Source organism: Alteriqipengyuania lutimaris, from assembly GCF_003363135.1.
GTDB classification, from domain to species: domain Bacteria; phylum Pseudomonadota; class Alphaproteobacteria; order Sphingomonadales; family Sphingomonadaceae; genus Alteriqipengyuania; species Alteriqipengyuania lutimaris.
The window spans coordinates 2,621,388-2,639,061 of sequence record NZ_QRBB01000001.1; the positions used below are offsets into that span (position 1 = coordinate 2,621,388).

At 65.4% G+C, this 17,674-nt stretch carries 27 protein-coding genes; 22 read left to right on the plus strand and 5 right to left on the minus strand.

From position 1 onward, the window contains the following. Positions 1 to 67: 67 nt before the first annotated feature. Complete coding sequence (gene flaF, locus DL238_RS12605) at positions 68 to 430, minus strand: flagellar biosynthesis regulator FlaF (protein ID WP_115492581.1); 363 nt, start codon at positions 428 to 430, stop codon at positions 68 to 70. Between the two features lie 155 nt (positions 431 to 585). Between flaF and DL238_RS12610 the strand changes: the two genes are divergently transcribed. The 14 genes from DL238_RS12610 to DL238_RS12675 all read left to right on the plus strand — a co-directional run bounded on the left by DL238_RS12610 (position 586) and on the right by DL238_RS12675 (position 10,932). After that, complete coding sequence (locus DL238_RS12610) at positions 586 to 1,314, plus strand: hypothetical protein (RefSeq protein ID WP_115492582.1); 729 nt, start codon at positions 586 to 588, stop codon at positions 1,312 to 1,314. Between the two features lie 83 nt (positions 1,315 to 1,397). Next, complete coding sequence (gene motA, locus DL238_RS12615; RefSeq protein WP_115492583.1) at positions 1,398 to 2,282, plus strand: flagellar motor stator protein MotA; 885 nt, start codon at positions 1,398 to 1,400, stop codon at positions 2,280 to 2,282. Continuing rightward, positions 2,257 to 2,586, plus strand: coding sequence for an STAS domain-containing protein (locus tag DL238_RS12620; RefSeq protein WP_115492584.1), 330 nt, complete (start codon positions 2,257 to 2,259; stop codon positions 2,584 to 2,586). The genes motA and DL238_RS12620 overlap by 26 nt, the downstream gene beginning before the upstream one ends. Further along, positions 2,583 to 2,948 (plus strand): response regulator, encoded by a 366-nt coding sequence (locus DL238_RS12625; protein ID WP_115492585.1) that lies wholly within the window; start codon positions 2,583 to 2,585, stop codon positions 2,946 to 2,948. Before DL238_RS12620 ends, DL238_RS12625 begins: the two co-directional genes overlap by 4 nt. After that, a complete protein-coding gene (locus tag DL238_RS12630) occupies positions 2,945 to 5,131 on the plus strand; it encodes a chemotaxis protein CheA (RefSeq protein WP_115492586.1) in 2,187 nt (728 codons plus the stop codon). Before DL238_RS12625 ends, DL238_RS12630 begins: the two co-directional genes overlap by 4 nt. Further along, a complete protein-coding gene (locus DL238_RS12635) occupies positions 5,128 to 5,679 on the plus strand; it encodes a chemotaxis protein CheW (protein WP_115492587.1) in 552 nt (183 codons plus the stop codon). The genes DL238_RS12630 and DL238_RS12635 overlap by 4 nt, the downstream gene beginning before the upstream one ends. A 2-nt stretch (positions 5,680 to 5,681) precedes the next feature. Then, entirely contained in the window at positions 5,682 to 6,560 is an 879-nt protein-coding gene (locus tag DL238_RS12640; RefSeq protein ID WP_325048443.1) for a CheR family methyltransferase, read from the plus strand. Beyond that, the gene (locus DL238_RS12645) at positions 6,557 to 7,582 is read left to right on the plus strand and encodes a protein-glutamate methylesterase/protein-glutamine glutaminase (RefSeq protein WP_115492589.1); all 1,026 of its coding nucleotides are present in this window, start codon (positions 6,557 to 6,559) and stop codon (positions 7,580 to 7,582) included. The genes DL238_RS12640 and DL238_RS12645 overlap by 4 nt, the downstream gene beginning before the upstream one ends. 11 nt (positions 7,583 to 7,593) lie before the next feature. Continuing rightward, entirely contained in the window at positions 7,594 to 7,983 is a 390-nt protein-coding gene (locus DL238_RS12650) for a response regulator (protein ID WP_181883912.1), read from the plus strand. 4 nt (positions 7,984 to 7,987) lie between these two features. Beyond that, positions 7,988 to 8,500: a chemotaxis protein CheD gene (locus tag DL238_RS12655; protein ID WP_115492590.1), complete on the plus strand. Its 513-nt coding sequence runs from the start codon at positions 7,988 to 7,990 to the stop codon at positions 8,498 to 8,500. Positions 8,501 to 8,534: 34 nt separating this feature from the next. Continuing rightward, positions 8,535 to 8,825: a hypothetical protein gene (locus DL238_RS12660; RefSeq protein WP_115492591.1), complete on the plus strand. Its 291-nt coding sequence runs from the start codon at positions 8,535 to 8,537 to the stop codon at positions 8,823 to 8,825. A gap of 2 nt (positions 8,826 to 8,827) precedes the next feature. Then, a complete protein-coding gene (locus DL238_RS12665) occupies positions 8,828 to 9,673 on the plus strand; it encodes a flagellar motor protein MotB (RefSeq protein ID WP_115492592.1) in 846 nt (281 codons plus the stop codon). 28 nt (positions 9,674 to 9,701) lie between these two features. After that, entirely contained in the window at positions 9,702 to 10,160 is a 459-nt protein-coding gene (locus tag DL238_RS12670; RefSeq protein ID WP_199801313.1) for a hypothetical protein, read from the plus strand. A gap of 1 nt (position 10,161) precedes the next feature. Continuing rightward, the gene (locus tag DL238_RS12675; RefSeq protein WP_115492593.1) at positions 10,162 to 10,932 is read left to right on the plus strand and encodes a PilZ domain-containing protein; all 771 of its coding nucleotides are present in this window, start codon (positions 10,162 to 10,164) and stop codon (positions 10,930 to 10,932) included. Here the strand turns inward: DL238_RS12675 and fliP are convergent. From fliP to DL238_RS12690, 3 genes are read right to left on the minus strand one after another with little or no spacing between them, the layout of a single operon-like run. Next, positions 10,910 to 11,647, minus strand: a complete 738-nt coding sequence (gene fliP, locus DL238_RS12680; RefSeq protein ID WP_115492594.1) for a flagellar type III secretion system pore protein FliP — start codon at positions 11,645 to 11,647, stop codon at positions 10,910 to 10,912. The genes DL238_RS12675 and fliP overlap by 23 nt on opposite strands. Before the next feature lies 1 nt (position 11,648). Further along, a complete protein-coding gene (locus DL238_RS12685; RefSeq protein WP_115492595.1) occupies positions 11,649 to 12,059 on the minus strand; it encodes a flagellar biosynthetic protein FliO in 411 nt (136 codons plus the stop codon). Positions 12,060 to 12,061: 2 nt separating this feature from the next. Next, entirely contained in the window at positions 12,062 to 12,295 is a 234-nt protein-coding gene (locus tag DL238_RS12690; protein ID WP_115492596.1) for a FliM/FliN family flagellar motor switch protein, read from the minus strand. A 122-nt stretch (positions 12,296 to 12,417) separates the two neighbouring features. On the opposite strand from DL238_RS12690, the gene flgC reads away from it, so the two are divergent. The 5 genes from flgC to flhB are packed head-to-tail and all read left to right on the plus strand — an operon-like array spanning position 12,418 to position 15,274. Continuing rightward, positions 12,418 to 12,825, plus strand: coding sequence for a flagellar basal body rod protein FlgC (gene flgC / locus DL238_RS12695; RefSeq protein ID WP_115492597.1), 408 nt, complete (start codon positions 12,418 to 12,420; stop codon positions 12,823 to 12,825). Positions 12,826 to 12,836: 11 nt separating this feature from the next. Beyond that, a complete protein-coding gene (locus DL238_RS12700) occupies positions 12,837 to 13,163 on the plus strand; it encodes a flagellar hook-basal body complex protein FliE (protein ID WP_115492598.1) in 327 nt (108 codons plus the stop codon). 25 nt (positions 13,164 to 13,188) lie between these two features. Further along, positions 13,189 to 13,452 carry a flagellar biosynthetic protein FliQ gene (locus tag DL238_RS12705; RefSeq protein WP_115492599.1) on the plus strand — a complete coding sequence of 88 codons (264 nt, stop codon included), beginning with the start codon at positions 13,189 to 13,191 and terminating at the stop codon, positions 13,450 to 13,452. 1 nt (position 13,453) lies between these two features. Beyond that, complete coding sequence (gene fliR / locus DL238_RS12710) at positions 13,454 to 14,206, plus strand: flagellar biosynthetic protein FliR (protein ID WP_115492600.1); 753 nt, start codon at positions 13,454 to 13,456, stop codon at positions 14,204 to 14,206. Between the two features lie 3 nt (positions 14,207 to 14,209). After that, the gene (gene flhB, locus DL238_RS12715) at positions 14,210 to 15,274 is read left to right on the plus strand and encodes a flagellar biosynthesis protein FlhB (protein WP_115492601.1); all 1,065 of its coding nucleotides are present in this window, start codon (positions 14,210 to 14,212) and stop codon (positions 15,272 to 15,274) included. A 36-nt stretch (positions 15,275 to 15,310) separates the two neighbouring features. Here flhB and DL238_RS12720 read toward each other — a convergent pair whose 3' ends face one another. Continuing rightward, positions 15,311 to 15,727 (minus strand): flagellar assembly protein FliX, encoded by a 417-nt coding sequence (locus DL238_RS12720; RefSeq protein ID WP_181883913.1) that lies wholly within the window; start codon positions 15,725 to 15,727, stop codon positions 15,311 to 15,313. Positions 15,728 to 15,810: 83 nt separating this feature from the next. Here DL238_RS12720 and DL238_RS12725 point away from each other — a divergent pair, with 83 nt between their 5' ends. From DL238_RS12725 to DL238_RS12735, 3 genes are read left to right on the plus strand one after another with little or no spacing between them, the layout of a single operon-like run. Then, a complete protein-coding gene (locus DL238_RS12725) occupies positions 15,811 to 16,917 on the plus strand; it encodes a flagellar basal body P-ring protein FlgI (RefSeq protein ID WP_115492603.1) in 1,107 nt (368 codons plus the stop codon). Continuing rightward, positions 16,914 to 17,225, plus strand: coding sequence for a rod-binding protein (locus DL238_RS12730; RefSeq protein WP_115492604.1), 312 nt, complete (start codon positions 16,914 to 16,916; stop codon positions 17,223 to 17,225). The genes DL238_RS12725 and DL238_RS12730 overlap by 4 nt, the downstream gene beginning before the upstream one ends. Beyond that, positions 17,222 to 17,644, plus strand: a complete 423-nt coding sequence (locus DL238_RS12735; protein WP_115492605.1) for a flagellar protein FlgN — start codon at positions 17,222 to 17,224, stop codon at positions 17,642 to 17,644. Before DL238_RS12730 ends, DL238_RS12735 begins: the two co-directional genes overlap by 4 nt. Positions 17,645 to 17,674 lie beyond the last annotated feature (30 nt).

Sequence of the window (17,674 nt, forward strand, 5' to 3'; positions counted from 1 at the left end):
TAGACAAAAAAAGGGGGAGCGACAGTCGACCTGTCGCTCCCCTTGCCCGGTGGCTGACGCAGTGGCGTCAGGCGCTTGCGAGACGATGTGCCGCAAGGCCCTCCATCACGGAGCGGTTGACCTCGATCAGATCATCGATCTGCTCGCGCCCGGCGATGACCTCGCTCGAAAAGCGATCGACCCACAGCGCGATCGAGATGATGCTCGCTCGCAGATCACTGGGAAGTCCGTTGCCCGGCGAGGTGCAATCGGCGGAGAATAGGTTCCACATCTCGCGATTGCGATGCAGCGGTTCGACCAGTTCGGCCCGCTCCTTTTGCGCATCGCGGGCGGCGATCATCTCTCCGGTGATCTGCCCCATCAACCGGTGCTCGGTGTCACGGGGCGCTTCGGAGAGTCGGCGAACGCTCTGGTAAGCGGCAAGCGACATCAAAAACTCCTCTGGCGTTGTTTTTCTATTCTAGACGGTCCGGCCTTTTTTCTGTCTCCCGCGACGCATTTTAAGGGCCGTTGCCAACTCCGCCCCCTGCAAACCTCCTATAATCAAAAGGTAACCAATGATCGTTCGAGACAGAGGACTTTCCGATGGATCTGCCCACCCATCCCCACGCCGGGATGCGCCTTGCGCTCAGCGAGACGCTCACGACAGCCGGGGTGACAAGGGTTTGCACCATCGGGCATCCCGACCCGCAGACGCGTGAGGTCCTCGCCCAATTCGCAGGGTGGGGGGGCGAGCTCGACATCCTCGAATGCGCCTGCAACGCAACGGTATTTCCGCCCGCGTCCGGCGCGTGCGCCTGGATCATGCCGCCGGTCACCAACTACTACCACGCCTATCGCCTGCTCCATGGCATCCGCGCGATCTGCACGAAGCAGGAGATGCCTCTCCTTGTGGTGCGCCCGCAGCTGGAAAGCGCCATCGCCCGGCGGGACTACTATCCCGGCATACCCCAAGTGCCGCCCGCCTGGCGCCACTGCTCCGAAAGCTGCGTCATGCATGGCGAGGCGAGCGAGCGCGCGACCGTCAAGGGCGGCCTGCGGAACGGCGTGCTGACCGCGATCGAGGATTTCACCCAGGAGCTTTGGGATGAAGGCACGGCGCTGGCCTACACATGCCTTCCCGCGATCGGCGGCTTCTGCGCCCTGTTCGATGTGGAGGCGGACTGGTCGCCCAAGCTGGCGCACAATCTCTCCAGGTTCCACGACGGCGCCGCCGTTGCGGCAATGAGCGAGCGCGAACTGCGCGAGTACCTCGCCATCATCGAACGGTCCCGCCCCAACCCCAGCACGCGCCCGGACGCGGCGCCGCAATAAACAACGCATCCCATGCCCGGGTCGGGTGGCGCCGATCTATAATTCAACTCAGACCCAGAGTTCACGAAAGCGACTGAGACACCATGATCAATGGTATCGGCCTTATTCTGATCCTCGCTTGCGTGTTCGGCAGTTTTATTCTGGCGGGCGGCAAGATGGACATTATTTCTCATGCGCTGCCGTATGAGATGATGGCTATCGCCGGTGCGGCGATCGGCGCGTTCCTCGTCGCCAATTCGATGTCCGTGGTGAAGAAGGCGGGCAAGGGGATCGTGCGCTCCTTCAAGGGGCCGAAGTGGAAGGAGAGCGATTACCGCGATCTCCTGACCATGCTGTTCACCCTGCTCAACACCTTCCGCAAGGGGGGCGCGACCGCGATCGAGCCGCATCTCGACAATCCGGAAGAGAGCCATCTCTTCAACCGCTATCCGCGAATCCTCGCCGACCATCACCTGGTGGAGTTCATCTGCGACTACCTGCGCATGATGACGGTCGATTTCGAAGACCCCAACCAGATGACCGAAGCCATGGAGAACGACATCGACCGGCATCACCACGAGGAACTGGAGCCGCAGCACGCGCTTCAGGTGATGGCCGACGGCCTGCCCGCCATCGGCATCGTCGCCGCCGTGCTCGGCGTGATCAAGACCATGGGTTCGATCGACCAGCCGACCGAAATTCTGGGGGGCATGATCGGCGGTGCCCTGGTCGGGACCTTCCTCGGCGTTCTGCTCTCCTACTGCTTCGTCGGACCGCTGGCCGCCAAGCTCCTCGAGACGATCGAGTCCGACTCCAAGCCGTTCACCATCGCGAAGACCGCGATCATCGGCCACGCCCAGGGCCTGCCTACGCAGGTCGCCATCGAAATCGCACGGCGCATGACCCCTTCGAGTTACGCGCCCTCCTTCCAACAGCTCGAGACTGCACTTGAAGAGGCGAACAATGAATTCAACGCCCAACCCGCCTGACCAGCAGGGGGAAGCGAAACCGCTTCTCAAGCTGCCCGCCAACGGCACCACCGCCTCCGCCGAGGATCTGCGGGTGCAGCTGGTGATGATCCTCGACCGGCCCGAGCCGGCGCAGATCGACGCCAGCGAGGTGGAGAACGCCGGACAGGCCGTCCTGCAACTGCTCGTCGCCGCACAGGCGGAAGCGCGCGCCGCCGGCCGACCGCTGACTTTCGCAAGCCCCAGCGCGGCTTTTTGCGACCGCGTCGAACGATGCCGACTGACCGATCAGATCGGCCTGGATCCTGAAGGAGTTGTCGCGTGACCAAGCGCATTCTGACTGTCGATGATTCCGCGAGCATGCGAATGCTCCTGAAGGCATCGCTGACCAAGCAGGGATTTCACATCGAAACCGCAGATGACGGCGAGCACGGCCTCTCGCGCATGAGCGAGGTCGCTCCCGACCTGCTGATCACCGATATCAACATGCCAAAGATGGACGGCTTCGAACTGATCGAAGCGGTTCGTAGCATGCCGCAATTCCGTGGAACCCCGATCCTCGTCCTGTCGACCGAATTCTCCGACGAGAAGAAGGCGCGGGCTCGCAGCGCGGGCGCGACCGGCTGGATCACCAAGCCTTTCGATCCCGACAAACTGGGGGCGGCAATCCGCAAGGTGTGCCCATGAGCGACGATCTCGACGACATCCAGGCAATCTTCTTCGAAGAATGCAACGAAGGCCTCGCAGTCGCCGAAGCCGGCCTGAGCACGATGGCCGACGGCGACACCTCGGCCGACGTGATCGCGGGCGTGTTCCGCGCGGTCCATTCGATCAAGGGTGGCGCGGGCGCCTTCGGGCACGAGGCGCTGCAGAGCTTCTCGCACATCTTCGAGAATCTGCTCGACGAAGTGCGCGCAGGCCGGATCGAGCCTAACGCCCACATCTGCAAGAACATGCTGCTGGCCTTCGACGTGCTTTCGGATCACGTGCAGGCGGCGCAGGGCTTCGTGGCCGTGCCGGACGATGCCGCAATGCTGGCCACGCTCGAAGCGCTGCTTGCCGAAGGGTCGGGCGACGCGCCTGCAGAAGATGCAGCCGCCGCGCCCGAAGCGAGCGCCCCCGCGGCCGAAGGCGAAGCGGACGAGTTCGGCTTCATGCCCGTGGTCGTGGATATCGAAGATCTCGACCAGGAACCCGATGCGTTCATGGATCTGGGCGATGGCGACGCGCAAGACAGCGCAGCAGATGCCGGCTGGTCGATCCGCTTCGCACCCTCGCGCGATGCGATGGCCAATGGCAGCGAGCCCCTGCTGGTCCTGCGCGAACTCGAGCGGATGGGCGGCGAAGTCGTCGGCGTGGAAACCGCGCCGCTGCCGCCGCTGCGCGAGCTCGATCCCGAAGCCGCCTACTTCACCTGGTTCGTCAGCGCGCCTGCCACCGTGACACGCTCCGACATCGAGGAAGCGTTCGATTTCGTCGCGCCCGATTCAGGAATCGATATTGTCGAAGGCGTCGCGCCGTCCACAAAGGAGAGCGAGCCCGAGCAGCAGCCGGAGCCCGAAGCAAAGGAAGGCTCCGCCGCGAGCGATGCTGCCCCCAGCGCGCCGCCGGTCGAGAACACTCCGCCTGCGGCCGCCGCGAAAGCCGCACCGCCCGCCCCGCCGGCGGAGGCCAAGGCGATCGAGCCGCCGCAGAACATTCGCGTCGACGTGTCGAAGCTGGACATGCTGCTCAACCTCGTGGGCGAGCTCGTGATCCGCAACTCGATCCTCGCGGACCGCCTGTCTTCGGCGGACCAGCAGCGGGTCGAACTGCCCGAGCTCGCCCGCCTGACGCGCGAGATCCAGGACAACGTGATGTCGCTGCGCGCGCAGCCCATTCGCCAAGCTTTCTCGCGCGTGCCGCGGATGCTGCGCGAACTGTGCTCGGCCACCAACAAGGACGTCGTGCTCGAAGTGTCGGGCGAGGCGACCGAAGTCGACAAGAGCGTGATCGAAAAGATCGGCGAACCGCTGACCCACATGATCCGCAACGCCGTCGATCACGGTATCGAAAGCACGGAAGAGCGTGTCGCGAAGGGCAAGTCTGCGCAAGGCAACCTGCAACTCTCCGCCGAGCAGAAGGGTGCGCGCATCTTCCTGCGCGTGGCCGACGACGGGCGTGGGATCGATCGCGAACGCGTACTCGCCAAGGCGGTCGAGAAAGGTATCGTTGCCCCCGACGCCACGCTGAGCGACGAAGAGATCGACAATCTCATCTGCGCCCCCGGCTTCTCCACCGCCGAAACGATCTCGTCCATTTCCGGGCGCGGTGTCGGCATGGACGTCGTGCGCAGCAATGTCGAGGCGCTCGGCGGACGGATCGAGATCACGTCGGTGCCCGGCAAGGGCACGACCTTCACGATGATCCTGCCGCTGACGCTGGCGATCCTCGACGGCATGGTCGTGCGCCTGTGCGGCCAGCGTTACGTCCTGCCGCTGTCCAACGTGGTCGAGACGGTCCAGCCCGAGCCGGGGCAGATGCGACCGGTCGCCAACAGTTCGGAAGTCATCGACATGCGCGGCACCTACGTGCCCGTGAAGCGCCTGTCCGAACTCTTCCAGCTGCCGCCCGCCGATCGGGAGGACGAGGACAGCGTCGTCATCATCGTCGAGACCGATGCGGGCAACGTGGGCCTGATGGTCGATACGATCGAAGACCGCCGTGAAGTCGTGATCAAGAGCCTCGACCAGAACCTCTACCCGATCCGCGGTCTCGGCGGCGCCACCATCCTCGGCGACGGCTCGATCGCGCTGATCCTCGATATCGAGGCGCTCGTCGCCTCCGCCAACTCTCCCAGCAAATTCGTCCTGAAAGGAATGGCAGCATGACCCCCAATGAAACCGCCGATCTCACGTCGATCACCGATGCCCCCGTAGCAGCCAACGAAGCCGAGTATGGCGAGGACACCGAGCGCAAGATCGTCACCTTCCTCCTCGGCAAGCAGACTTTCGGCATCGACATGTCGGCGCTGATCGAGATCCGCGAGTGGGAAGACCCCACCCCGCTCCCGAGCGTCCCGCCGTACATCAAGGGCGTCACCAACCTGCGCGGCCATGTCGTGCCCGTGGTCGGCCTGGCCGAGCGTCTGGGCTGGGAGCCCAGCGTGCTGCACGCACGCTCGTGCATCCTGGTGGTCAATATCGAAGGCAAGCACGCCGGCTTCCTGGTCGACGAAGTGGCCGACATCGTGTCGGTCGCCGACAGCGCCGTCCAGCCGGCTCCCGAGGTCGAAGTGACCGAAACCAGCGTGATCCGCGGGCTGGTCGAGATCGGCCAGCGCAGCAAGGAAAGCTCGGACCAGAAGGACCTGATCATGGTCTCGCTGCTCGACCTCGACAAGCTCAGCCCCACCCGGCACCTGGACCTGGCCGCCTGATGATGCCCGCGCTCTCTCCCGTCGGCCAGCCTCCCGCATTCGCGCCCGAGGAAGCCCGGCTCGATCAGCGCGATTTCGCAAAGGTCGCTGCCATCGTGGACCGCGAGGCGCGCATTGCGCTTCCGCCCACGAAGGCGACGCTCGTGTTCTCGCGCCTGAGCCGCCGCCTGCGAGAGCGCGGGATGGCGACCTTCCGCGATTACCTGGCACTGGTCGAAAAGGACGCCGAAGAACGCGCGACGATGGTCGAGGCATTGACCACGAACCACACGCACTTCTTTCGCGAGTCACACCACTTCGACCATTTCAGGGAATTCGTCCTCGGCGAACTGCATGGCCGCGCCCGCGCGGGCGAGGCCGTCAGGCTCTGGTCGGCCGGAAGCTCGAGCGGGGAAGAGGTCTACTCGCTGGTCATGTGCATGCTCGGCAAGTCGCGATCCGAAGCGCGCTGGGCGCTCGATGCCAACGTCAGGGTCCTCGCGACCGACCTGTCGGCCCGCGTCGTCGCCACGGCGGCCCGCGCGGTCTATTCCGAGGCCACGGTCAAGCCGATTCCCGAAGAATATCGGCGCCAGTGGCTGCGCCAGGAGGGCGCCGATTTTGCGGTCGTCGACGATGCGCGGCGCCTCGTCACCGCGCGCGAGCTCAACCTGTTCGGCGAATGGCCGATGCGCCAGCAATATGACGTCATCTTCTGCCGCAACGTCATGATCTACTTCGACGACGCTGCGACCTCCGACCTGATCGCCCGCTTCGCGCGGCTCCTGCGGCCCGGCGGGTACCTGTATATCGGCCATTCGGAACGCCTGATCGGCCCCGGTGCCGAGGTGCTCACTCCGTGCGGGCAGACCATCTATCGCAAGGAAGGGAGTACCCGATGACGCCCCCCGTACGCACGCTGGTGGTCGACGACAGCGCGGCGATGCGCGCCATGCTGTGCTCCGCTCTCAACGCCGATCCCGATATCGAGGTGGTCGGCGCCGCACCCGAGCCGCACGCCGCGCGCCAGATGATGCGCGAGCTCGATCCCGACGTGGTCACGCTCGACGTCGAGATGCCCGGCATGGACGGCCTATCCTTCCTCGAGAAGATCATGCGGCTGCGCCCGACGCCGGTCGTGATGTGTTCCTCGCTCACGACCCGCGCGGCCGAGGTGACCATCGAAGCGCTGCGTCTGGGCGCAGTGGACTTCGTGGCCAAGCCGAATGGATCGAGCGGAGACATGGCGCAAGCCGCCGCGGAACTGTGCGAAAAGGTCAAGGCTGCCGCCCGCTCTCAGGTCCGGCTGTCGCGCGGCCCCACCGCTCCCGCGCCTGCGCCTGCCGCCGGAAATGCGTTCTTCGCGGATCGCGTGATCGCCATTGGTTCGTCCACCGGCGGTGTCGATGCGCTGTTCGCGATCCTGCCCTCGCTTCCCGCGGATGCCCCGCCGGTACTCGTCGTCCAGCATATGCCTCCGGCCTTTACCAGCAGCCTTGCGCGGCGGCTCGACGGCTCGTGCGCAATGAAAGTCGTCGAAGCATTCGATCGCGCGCCGATCGAGCGCGGAACCGTCTATATTGCTCCTGGGGGCGAGCGCCACATGGTGCTCTCCGGCCGGACCGTCCGTCTTGTCGAAGGTGACCGGGAAACCGGCCACCGTCCCTCGGTCGACATGCTGTTCCGATCGCTCGCACCGCTCGGTCGCACCGCCCTGGGCGTGATCCTGACGGGCATGGGCGAAGACGGCGCGGCGGGCCTGCTGGCCATGCGTGAAGCGGGCGCCAGGACCTTCGGTCAGGATGCCCAGTCCTGCGTCGTCTACGGCATGCCGCGTGCGGCGGCCGCGATGGGCGCGGTGGAAAGAGAAATAAGTCTGTCTGCGATGCCGATGGCGATCATCGGCGCCTGTCGCAGCAAGTAAGGGGATCGGTTATGCCGGCAGCGGCCGCAATCAAGGTAATGGTGGTCGACGACCAGACCAGCATGCGTGCGATGATCCGCCGCACGCTTCAGGATCTGGGCTTCCGCGACGTGCGCGACAAGGCGAGCGCGTCCGAAGCGCTCGACGATGTGCGCGCGAACCGCGTCCACCTGATCATCTCGGACTACAACATGCCCGAAATGGACGGGCTCCAGTTCCTGCAGGAAGTGCGCAAGGACGCGGTGATCGGCAAGACGGTCTTCATCATGCTGACCGCCTCGGCAGAGAAGGAGATCGTCCAGAAAGCCGCCGAGATGGGCGTCAACAACTACGTCGTGAAGCCCTTCACGCCCGCTGCTCTCAAGGAGAAGATCGAGCGCGTCTTCGGGGCTCTGTCCTGAGCCCATGCGACGCATCTCCATCATCCAGGGCGAACATCGCGTGCTCGGAGAGCCCGATGTCATGCTGACGACGGTCCTGGGATCGTGTGTGGCCGTGTGCCTGCACGATTCCGTGGCCCGCATCGGCGGCATGAATCATTTCCTCCTCGGCGAACCGAGCGCCGGGCACAACCTCCAGCCCGAGGAAATGCAACGCTACGGCGTGCACGCGATGGAACTGCTCATCAACGCGATGATGCAGGCCGGTGCGGTGCGAGAAAGGCTTTGCGGCCATCTCTACGGCGGTGCCAATATCATCGCCGGGCTCGGTTCGATCGGCAGCAGCAACGCCGCCTTCGCCCGCCGCTTCATGGAAACGGAAGGCTTGCAGATCAGGCATTGCGACCTTGGCGGGACAAGTGCGCGCAAGGTCGAATTCCTGCCGTTTGCGGGCAAGGTGCGGTCGAACAAGGTCAACGACGCGCCGCCCGAGCAGCGGCCGCAACGCATCGCCACCAACGACGTCGAGCTGTTCTGAGCTCGAACACCTCTCTGCCGTTCCAGGATCGATCATGAACACTCTCGAAAACCACACCGCCGAACTCTGCCGCGCCATCGCCGAAGAAATTCGCCAGGTCGGACTGCTGGTGGAAGAGCTCGCTGCGGTGCTAGTCTCCGACGAGGAGCTCGCGCTCAAGCACATCCATCGCCTGCAGTCGTTCGATCTCGTGATCCAGAGGACCGGCGAGAGTGCCCGGCTGCTCGACCGCCTCGCTTCGGGCATTCACTCACACCAGGCGATCGACGGCGTCTGCCTCGAAGCGCTGCAGGATCGCCTGCGCGCGGCTACCAGGACCAACTGACCGTGGCGACCAGCGTCTCGGATCGCCCCATCGTCATCCGGCGGGTGAAGAAGGTCGTCGGTGGCGGCCACCATGGCGGCGCCTGGAAGGTCGCCTATGCCGACTTCGTCACCGCGATGATGGCGTTCTTCATGCTGCTGTGGCTGACCGCGAACCCCGACAAGGAGATGCTCCAGGGACTGGCCGAGTATTTCTCGCCCGCCGAAGAGGGCTCGATCGGTCCGGGTACTGTCGGTTCGTCGACGGGATCCGGCAATAATCGTGCGGCGAATTCGAGCGACCCGCGCACCTCCGGCACCCCGGCCATGGAAGCCGCGACCGTCGGCTCGGCCCGCGGCGGGAGTGCGAACGTGCCCGATGCGGCACTACGCGTGCTGGCCCAGGAACTGCGTCTCGCGATCGACAGCACGCCCGACAGCCGGGATGCCGAAAACGTGAAGATGGAAGAGAATGCGGACACGCTGACCATCAGCCTGATGGACACCGCCAAGCGCCCCATGTTCAAGGGCGCTTCGGGCGAACCCAATGCCTATGCCGCCACCCTCCTGACGCGGATCGCGCGGCTGGTCGCCGGGACCGGGGCGAGCGTCTCGATCGAAGGGCATACCGACGCCGGCGGCGGCCTTGGCGAGGCGAACTGGAAGCTTTCGGGCGAACGCGCGCAGGCCGCGCGCCGGATCATGCAGGGCGCCGGTCTCGCCACCGATCGCTTCACGCAGGTCGCTGCGATGGCGAGCACGCGCCCGGTCTATCCCGACCAGCCGATGCGTGCCGAAAACCGTCGGATCGCGATCATCATCAAGGCCGAAGGCTCGGCCCTACCGCCCGACACCAGTTTCGAATTCTAGCGCACTCCAGTTCCGACGGGGAAAACCAATGCCCGGTATCAAACAGATGATCCTGCCGATTGCGCTGCTGATAGGCGGCGTGGGCGTTGGCGGCGGTGCATCCTACGCCACCGCCACGCTCCTCGGCCCTGCAGGCGGCAGTGCCGCGAGCAGTGCCGAAGACGGAGAGGCTGCGACCACCCTTGTCGAGGTGGAAAATGTCATCGCGCCGCTTGTACTGCCCGATGGGCAGCGCCTCGCCGGGTATGTTTCGTTCAAACTCGCGCTGCAGGTACCCGAAGAGGAGGCGGAGGATGTGACCGCCCACCTCCCGCTGCTGCTCCACGAGATCAACATGCGCACCTATCGCGAGCCGATGGCCAGCGGGCCAGACGGCACCCTGCCCACGCTCGAGGTTTTCCGGGCGATCGTGCAGGAAGCAGCCGATGTCGCATTCGACAAGGGCACGGTAAGTGCCGTCGCCATCGCCAGTGCGACGCCTGCCTGACATGACCCGCGAACCAATCACTGCGGTTCCGCACCACCTGCTCGGCGCGTCGTCTTTCGAGACCGACGCCATGCCGGTGCGCGCACCGCTCCCCCGCCATGAACGCACAGTCGCTCTCCTGATGCTCGGACGCATCTGGCGCGGCGGCAGCGACGCGATCTGCCGGATCCGTAACGTGTCTGCGGGTGGTATGCGGATCGATACGTGCCTCGCGCTCGAAGAAGGCGAACGGGTAACGGTCGAGGCGCGAAACGCCCAGCGCATCGAAGGTCGGGTCGCGTGGACCGGCTTCCACTCGGCCGGCATCGCTTTTGCCGCCAGTGTCGATTCCGAGGCACTGCTTCTGCCGCCGGTCGGGCCGTCGGGTGCGCGGGTGGCGACGCGGAGCCCGCGTTTCAAGGCCTCGGTCGTGGCTCATTTCCAGAGCGGTAGCCGGCTGGAGAAGATGCGCGTGATCGACATCTCGCTGGGCGGCTGCCGGGTGGAAAGCAACGCGAGCTTCCCGCGTGATCTCGAAGGCACTCTCGCCATACCAGGCCTCATGCCGCTGGCATGCGCCGGTCGATGGACCACCGGCAACCGATCGGGGCTCACCTTCGTCACGCGGCCCGACTTTGCGGCCTTCGCCCAATGGCTGGAGGCCCCCGATCACCGCTTCGCCGGCACGGCCGTCCTTGCGGCACCTGCCGCCCCCACCCCTCCCCCCGCGGCGCATCTTGCCGCGTTCGACCTGCCTCAGGCCATGCCCTTCAGCCGCCTCCGAAGCTGTTGACCAGCGACCCCGCGACCAGCGCCCAGCCATCGACCAGCACGAAGAACACGATCTTCATCGGCAATGAGATCGTGGGCGGAGGCAGCATCATCATCCCCATCGCCATCAGCACGGCGGAGACCGCAAGATCGATGATCAGGAAAGGCAGCAGCAACAGGAAGCCGATTTCGAACCCGCGCCGCAGTTCCGAGATCATGAAGGCGGGCACCAGCGTCGACAGCGCAAGCTCTTCGCGGCTTGCAGCCGGCTTGCCGGAAAGTTCGACGAAGAGCTGCAGGTCGCTTTCGTTCACCTGGCCGAGCATGAATTCGCGGAAAGGTGCCGCGGTTCGTTCGAACGCCTCTTCCTCCGCGATTTCGCCCTCGGTGTAAGGCGTCACGCCCTGCTCCCACGCCGTTTCGAAGGTCGGTGCCATGACGAAGAACGACAGGAACAGCGCTAGGCTGATGATCACCGGATTGGGCGGCACGCCCGGCGCGCCGATCCCCGTGCGCAGCAGCGAAAGGGCGACGACGATGCGGGTGAACGACGTGACCGTCATCAGGATGCCCGGCGCCAGGCTCAGCACCGTCAGCATCAGCACCAGCTGGATGACGCTGCCCGACATCGAGCCTCCGCTTCCCAGGTCGATGGTGGCGCTCTGCGCCAGCGCATGGGTGGGGAGCACCAGCAAGGCCGCGCCGGTTGCGGCGCGCAGGAAATGGCGGATCGTCATCTCAGTGCTTTCGCTTCGAAGGGGGGCTCTCAGCGCCCGGTTCGGTCGGTTCAGACAGGCTCCGGTCGAGGAGCGCGGTGAAAGATTTGGGGAGCGACCGCCTGGATGGGGCAGCGCTCGTGCAGGCTGCCGTTTCGGCGCGGGGCTCGCGGCATGGCTGCGTCTCGACCACGATCTGGCCTTCGGGGGAGATGATCACGAGATGCTCGCGGTCGTCGCGCCGGATCAGCACGGCCGAACGGCGCTGGTCGATCCCCAGCCGCTCGACAAGTTCGAGGCGCCGCTCGGGATGGCGGACCATCGCGCCGGGCAGGCGCAGGTCGAACCGCCGCACGGCCCACAGCGCGCCGGTAAGCACACCCAGCAGGAGCGCCAGCGCGCCCAGCGTGCGAATGAGGACGATGGCATCCATGCCTAGCGTCCCGGCTTCACGAGAGTGGTGATTTCCATGAGCATCTTGTCGCCATCGACAAGGATCTGCCCCTTCGCGATCAGCTGGCCGTTGATGTAGATCAGCGTGGGATCGTCCTCGTTGCAGTCGAGCGGGATGGTTGCCCCGCGCGACAGCTTGAGGATCTGCTTGATCGGCAGCATCGTCGACCCGAGGGCGATGGTGCAATCGACCGGAACGTCGTTGAGTACGGACATGGCGGCAATCTCCTTGCTGCCATTCTAGGAAGAAAAGTCCGCCCCCCCGGCCCCAGCTAGGCAATATTTTCCTATCAGTAATCTGTCCGCGCCGTGCGGCGCATCACAACCAGGGCCCCCTAATGTCTCTTGATAATTCCATTGGAGTTTCCGCAGCCGGCCTTCGCGCCCAGTCGCTGCGCATGCGCGTGATTGCCGAGAATCTGGCGAATGCCAATTCGGTCGCCGATACGCCGGGCGGCGATCCCTACCGGCGCAAGGTGCCGACCTTCAAGGCGGCGATGGACCGCGAAAACGGCGCGACGACGGTCGAAATCACCGGCATCGCCGCCGACCGGTCCGACTTCAAGCGGGTGCACCAGCCCGGCAATCCGGCGGCAGATGCCGACGGTTACGTCAAAATGCCCAACGTCAATTCGCTGGTGGAAAGTGCGGACATGAAGTCCGCCCAGCGTTCGTACGAAGCCAACCTCAACGCCATCGAAGCGGCCCGCAGCCTGACGATGCGCACCATCGACCTGCTCAAGTAAGGAACCCCCAGATGTCCATCAGTGCTTACGACGCGGCCACCGCCTACAAGACCGGCCTTGGCGGGATTCCCGCTGCGAAGTCCGGCGGAATGTCCGGCCCGCCCGCCGCAGGTGGCGAGGACGGCAGCTTCGGCGATCTGGTCTCCGGGCTCGTCGCCGATACCTCGACCAAGCTGCATGCGGCCGAACAGGCGAGTATCCGCCAGGTCGCCGGCAAGGGCGATCTGATCGACGTCGTCACCGCGATCGGCGCGGCTGAAACCGCCCTCGATACGGTGGTCGCCGTGCGCGACCGCGTGGTCGGCGCATACGGCGAGATCATGCGGATGCAGATCTAGCGACCCCGGGGGGGAGGCAAGCGCCATGAATGCGACCGACGCCATCCAGATCGCCCATGCGGCGCTGATCGTGATCCTCACGATCAGCGGCCCCATGCTGCTCACCTCGCTGGTGATCGGCGTGGCGATCGGCCTGTTCCAGGCGCTCACGCAGATCCAGGAGATGACGCTCACCTTCGTGCCCAAGCTGTTCGTGATGGGCTTCGTCCTGCTGATGTGCCTGCCGATGATCGGCGATGCGATGGGCAATTTCATGGCGCAAGTATCCGACCGGATCGTGGCGGGCTGAGATGCTGGAGGATCTGCCAGCGCAGGTTTCGGGCTTCCTCGTCCTCTTCGCCCGCCTCGGCGGCGTGATGATGGTGCTACCGGTCTTCTCCGACGATGCGGTGCCCGGACGGATCCGCCTGCTGATCGCGGCGGGTGTCTCGCTCGCGCTCTATGGGATGCTTGGCCCGCAGGTGCCCGCCTCCGAAGACAACGTGGCCCTAGCAGCGCTGATCTTGATGGAGCTGCTGGTCGGGCTGGCGCTCGGCACGGTCGTGCGGATCATGTTTCTCGCGATCACCATCGCCGGGTCGATCATCAGCCTGCAGACTGGCCTTACCTCTGCGGTCATGCCCGACGCCGCGCTAGGCGGCCAGCTGCCAGTGATGGCCAAGCTGGTGAGTGTGGCGGCGGCGGTGGTGTGCCTTTCGCTGGGCATCCATCACCTGTGGATCGCGGCGATGGTGAACAGCTATCAGGTCTTCCCCGTGGGCGGCCTGCCGCCTGCCGCCGATTTCGCGCAGCTCGCCATCGCCACCACCACGCGTTCGATGGAACTGGGCTTCTCGCTCGCCGCACCGCTGGTGGTTTACGGCATCGTGTTCAATGTCGCGCTCGGCCTCGCCGCGCGGCTCGCACCGACCATCCAGGTCTTCTTCATCGCCCAGCCGCTCAACATCCTGCTGGGTCTGGCGCTCTTCGCCGCCACGCTGGGTGCGGTGCTGACCGGCTTCGCGATGGCGATGACCGACTGGTTGCAGCAGGGCTGGGTCTGACCGATGGCGGAGAGCGATACCGGCGAGAAGACGCACGACCCAACCGACAAGAAGCTCGAGGACGCGCGCAAGAAAGGCGAGGTCGCGAGCGCGCCGGAGATGCGCCATGCCAGCATGTTCCTCGCCGCGGTCGTGGTGATGGGCGGCATGGGAGCATGGACGGTGTCGCGAATGCTGACGATCTTCGTCGGCCTTTGGGGCGGAGCGAACGGTCTCGACGTGCGCGGCAGCGGGATGACGTTCGCCTCCACGCTGATGGGTCAGGCCGGGCTGGCACTCGGCCCGCTGCTCGCGATGCTGATGGCCTTCGCACTGCTCACGCTGTTCCTGCAGGGCAAACCGACGCTGGCGTGGGCGCGCCTGAAGATCAAATGGAACAAGCTGTCCCCGCTTTCCGGTCTCAAGCGCATGTTCGGCAAGCAGGGGCTGGTGGAATTCGCCAAGACGCTGGCCAAGTTCGGCCTCGTCGCCGGGGTCGCGCTGATCGTGGTGTGGCCGCACGCGCGCGGGATCGAAACGCTGGTCGGCGCGCCGGCGCACGCGGTCGGCAAGGTCGCGGCGGACCTGGTCTTCCGGATGGTGAAGGCGGCGATGATGCTGGTCGCCGCGCTGGCCCTGTTCGATTTCGTCTACCAGCGCCGTGCCTTCATAAAGAAAATGCGCATGTCTCTCAAAGAGATCAAGGACGAGCACAAGGACTCCGAAGGCGACCCGCTGATCAAGGCCAAGGTGCGCGCGATCGGCATGGAGCGCGCCAAGCGCCGGATGATGTCCAAGGTGCCGCAGGCCAGCGTGGTGATCGTCAACCCGACGCACTACGCGGTCGCGCTGCAATATGATCACGGCGCGATGGCCGCCCCGGTCGTGGTCGCAAAGGGCGTCGATGCGGTCGCGCTCAAGATCCGCGAGATTGCGACGGAAAACAACGTCCCGATCATCGAGAAACCGCCGCTTGCCCGTGCGCTGCACGCGAGCGCGAAGCTCGATCAGCCGATCCCGGCGGAGCACTACCTCGCCGTGGCCGAAATCATATCCTACGTGATGAAGCTCGCGAGGCGGGCTGGATAAGCCCCGCCGCCGCCCGGTATTTGCCGGTGGCGGCCGCTAGACCTCGATATCGAATTTCGCCAGCTCGACGCGCACGCGCAGTTCGATCTCGGCGAGAATTTCGGCAAGCACCGGATCGGCAGGCTGTTCGACCTGTGCGACCCACTCGGCCAGTTGCTCGAGCCGTTCGGGCGTCGGCGCACCGGCGACGAGTTCCACCTGCAAAGCTTCCAGTTCGTCGAGACCGTCCGATCCCTGCTCGGCCATCTGTCGCCTCCGTTCGCGATCCGGATCGTAGGCGGCAAGCGTCACCAGCATCTGCACCGAACCCAGCGGCTGGCCAGGCTGCACGGCAGGTTGCTGCGGCACATTCGCGCTGGGCGCGTCCGGCTCTTCCCCGACGCTGAACGTCGGGGACTTGCGGGCGAACCCCGCAAGTATGGCCGGGGCAGGCAACAGCGCGCTGATCTGCACGATAAACTCCTACCGAAGTGCAATTCTCCTACCTTCCTATTCTATAAGAAAAGGAAGCCATTGCGGTAATCGGAATCGATAATATGCGCATCGTGACAATCTTCGTCACTGTCTTCGCCCTGCTTTTTGCAGGGCCCGTGCAGGCTCAGGCCGGCTCGCGGATCAAGGACATCGTCGATGTCGAGAACGTCCGCTCCAACCAGCTGGTCGGTTACGGCCTCGTCGTCGGCCTTGCGGGCACCGGAGACCGGACCCGCAATGTCCCCTTCACCGAGGAATCGCTGCAGGCCATGCTCGAACGCATGGGCGTGAGCGTGCGCGACACGCAATTGCGTACCAAGAACGTCGCGGCCGTCTCGGTCACGGCAACCCTGCCGCCCTTCGCCCGCGCCGGTTCGCGGATCGACGTGCAGGTGTCCGCGATGGGCGATGCCACCAGCCTCCAGGGCGGCACGCTGCTTATATCACCGCTGCGCGCCCTGAACGGCGAGATTTTCGCAGTCGCGCAGGGACCTCTCGCGGTATCGGGCTTCAAGGCGCAGGGCGCGGGCGCGAGCATCAGCCGCGGAGTTTCGACCTCCGCGCGCATTGCCGGCGGTGCGATCGTGGAGCGCGAGGTGCCCTATGCCCTCTACGGCGCCGACAGCCTGAAGCTGGCGCTCAAGAACCCCGACTTCACCACCGCCAAGCGCGTCGCCCAGGCGATCAACCAGCGCTTCCCCGCCGCGGCGCAGATGCTCGACCCCGCGACCGTCGAACTGCGCGCGAGCCCCGGCTTCACCGGATCGCTCGTCGAACTGCTGCCCGAGATCGAGAATCTCCCGATCGAGGTCGACCAGGTCGCGCGGATCGTCGTGAACGAGGCCGCCGGGACCGTGGTGATGACCGCCGATGTCAGGATCAGCCCGGTGGCGATCGCCCAGGGTGGCCTCACGATCAGCGTCACCGAGAGCCCGATCGTATCGCAACCGGCGCCGTTTTCCGACGGGGAGACGACCGTGGTGCCGCGCACCCAGATCGCGGTCGACGATGGCAGCGGTGCCTCGCTCGCCCTGCTGGAAAACGGGACCTCGCTGCGCGCGCTGGTCGACGGTCTCAACCGCCTGGGCGTCTCGCCGCGCGACCTCATCACCATCCTCCATGCGCTCAAGGGCGCAGGCGCACTGCAAGCGGAGATCACGCTCCAATGACGAACGCACTGACGGCGCCCTTGCCGAGCCCGACGGCTCTGCCATCGGCGCCCGATCCATCCGGCGCCTCGCGCACCGATATCGCGAAAACGGCAGAGGAATTCGAAGCCGTCTTCCTCGGCGAAATGTCCAAGCTGATGCTCGAAAGCGTCGACCTGGGCGACGAGTTTTCCGGCGGCCATGCGGAGCAGATCTTCCGCGGGATACTTGCGGAAAAACTGGGCGGCGAAATCGCCCGGACCGGCGGCGTGGGTCTCGCCCCGGCCGTCATGGAACAGATGATCAGAATGCAGGAGGGATCGCAATGATCGATAGCATGCTCGATACCGCCAACTCGCTCGCCTCGTTGATGACCGAGGAGACCGATGCGCTTGGCGAACGGGGCCGCCTTGCGGACCACGAGGAACTGGTTGCAGCCAAGCGTCGCCTGGTGGCGCAGCTCGAAGCCGAGATCGTGCGGCTCAATCGCGAGGTCCCGGCGTGGATGGACGATCTGGACGAAGATCAGGATGCGGCCCTGTCGCAAGCGATGGCCACGCTGCGCGATGCGGCGATCTCGAATGTCGCTGTGGTCGATCGCCAACTGACCCTGTCGAACGATCTCATCGAAGCGGTCGCGGCCGAAGCCCGTCGGCTTACCGGCAATGCGGGGTGCAGCTATCTCGGCAGCGGATCGATGATGCTGCGCGAGGGCACCAGCCCCATCTCGGTCAACACGCAGCTCTGACCGAGCGGCCTTTCTCAGGTCCTACGAAAA

Coding starts and splice junctions, on each gene's coding strand:
- flaF (WP_115492581.1), bottom strand. CDS start 430: ATGTCGCTTGCCGCTTACCAGAGCGTTCGCCGACTCTCCGAAGCGCCC.
- DL238_RS12610 (WP_115492582.1), top strand. CDS start 586: ATGGATCTGCCCACCCATCCCCACGCCGGGATGCGCCTTGCGCTCAGC.
- motA (WP_115492583.1), top strand. CDS start 1,398: ATGATCAATGGTATCGGCCTTATTCTGATCCTCGCTTGCGTGTTCGGC.
- DL238_RS12620 (WP_115492584.1), top strand. CDS start 2,257: ATGAATTCAACGCCCAACCCGCCTGACCAGCAGGGGGAAGCGAAACCG.
- DL238_RS12630 (WP_115492586.1), top strand. CDS start 2,945: ATGAGCGACGATCTCGACGACATCCAGGCAATCTTCTTCGAAGAATGC.
- DL238_RS12635 (WP_115492587.1), top strand. CDS start 5,128: ATGACCCCCAATGAAACCGCCGATCTCACGTCGATCACCGATGCCCCC.
- DL238_RS12640 (WP_325048443.1), top strand. CDS start 5,682: ATGCCCGCGCTCTCTCCCGTCGGCCAGCCTCCCGCATTCGCGCCCGAG.
- DL238_RS12645 (WP_115492589.1), top strand. CDS start 6,557: ATGACGCCCCCCGTACGCACGCTGGTGGTCGACGACAGCGCGGCGATG.
- DL238_RS12650 (WP_181883912.1), top strand. CDS start 7,594: ATGCCGGCAGCGGCCGCAATCAAGGTAATGGTGGTCGACGACCAGACC.
- DL238_RS12655 (WP_115492590.1), top strand. CDS start 7,988: ATGCGACGCATCTCCATCATCCAGGGCGAACATCGCGTGCTCGGAGAG.
- DL238_RS12660 (WP_115492591.1), top strand. CDS start 8,535: ATGAACACTCTCGAAAACCACACCGCCGAACTCTGCCGCGCCATCGCC.
- DL238_RS12670 (WP_199801313.1), top strand. CDS start 9,702: ATGCCCGGTATCAAACAGATGATCCTGCCGATTGCGCTGCTGATAGGC.
- DL238_RS12675 (WP_115492593.1), top strand. CDS start 10,162: ATGACCCGCGAACCAATCACTGCGGTTCCGCACCACCTGCTCGGCGCG.
- fliP (WP_115492594.1), bottom strand. CDS start 11,647: ATGACGATCCGCCATTTCCTGCGCGCCGCAACCGGCGCGGCCTTGCTG.
- DL238_RS12685 (WP_115492595.1), bottom strand. CDS start 12,059: ATGGATGCCATCGTCCTCATTCGCACGCTGGGCGCGCTGGCGCTCCTG.
- DL238_RS12690 (WP_115492596.1), bottom strand. CDS start 12,295: ATGTCCGTACTCAACGACGTTCCGGTCGATTGCACCATCGCCCTCGGG.
- flgC (WP_115492597.1), top strand. CDS start 12,418: ATGTCTCTTGATAATTCCATTGGAGTTTCCGCAGCCGGCCTTCGCGCC.
- DL238_RS12700 (WP_115492598.1), top strand. CDS start 12,837: ATGTCCATCAGTGCTTACGACGCGGCCACCGCCTACAAGACCGGCCTT.
- DL238_RS12705 (WP_115492599.1), top strand. CDS start 13,189: ATGAATGCGACCGACGCCATCCAGATCGCCCATGCGGCGCTGATCGTG.
- fliR (WP_115492600.1), top strand. CDS start 13,454: ATGCTGGAGGATCTGCCAGCGCAGGTTTCGGGCTTCCTCGTCCTCTTC.
- flhB (WP_115492601.1), top strand. CDS start 14,210: ATGGCGGAGAGCGATACCGGCGAGAAGACGCACGACCCAACCGACAAG.
- DL238_RS12725 (WP_115492603.1), top strand. CDS start 15,811: ATGCGCATCGTGACAATCTTCGTCACTGTCTTCGCCCTGCTTTTTGCA.
- DL238_RS12730 (WP_115492604.1), top strand. CDS start 16,914: ATGACGAACGCACTGACGGCGCCCTTGCCGAGCCCGACGGCTCTGCCA.
- DL238_RS12735 (WP_115492605.1), top strand. CDS start 17,222: ATGATCGATAGCATGCTCGATACCGCCAACTCGCTCGCCTCGTTGATG.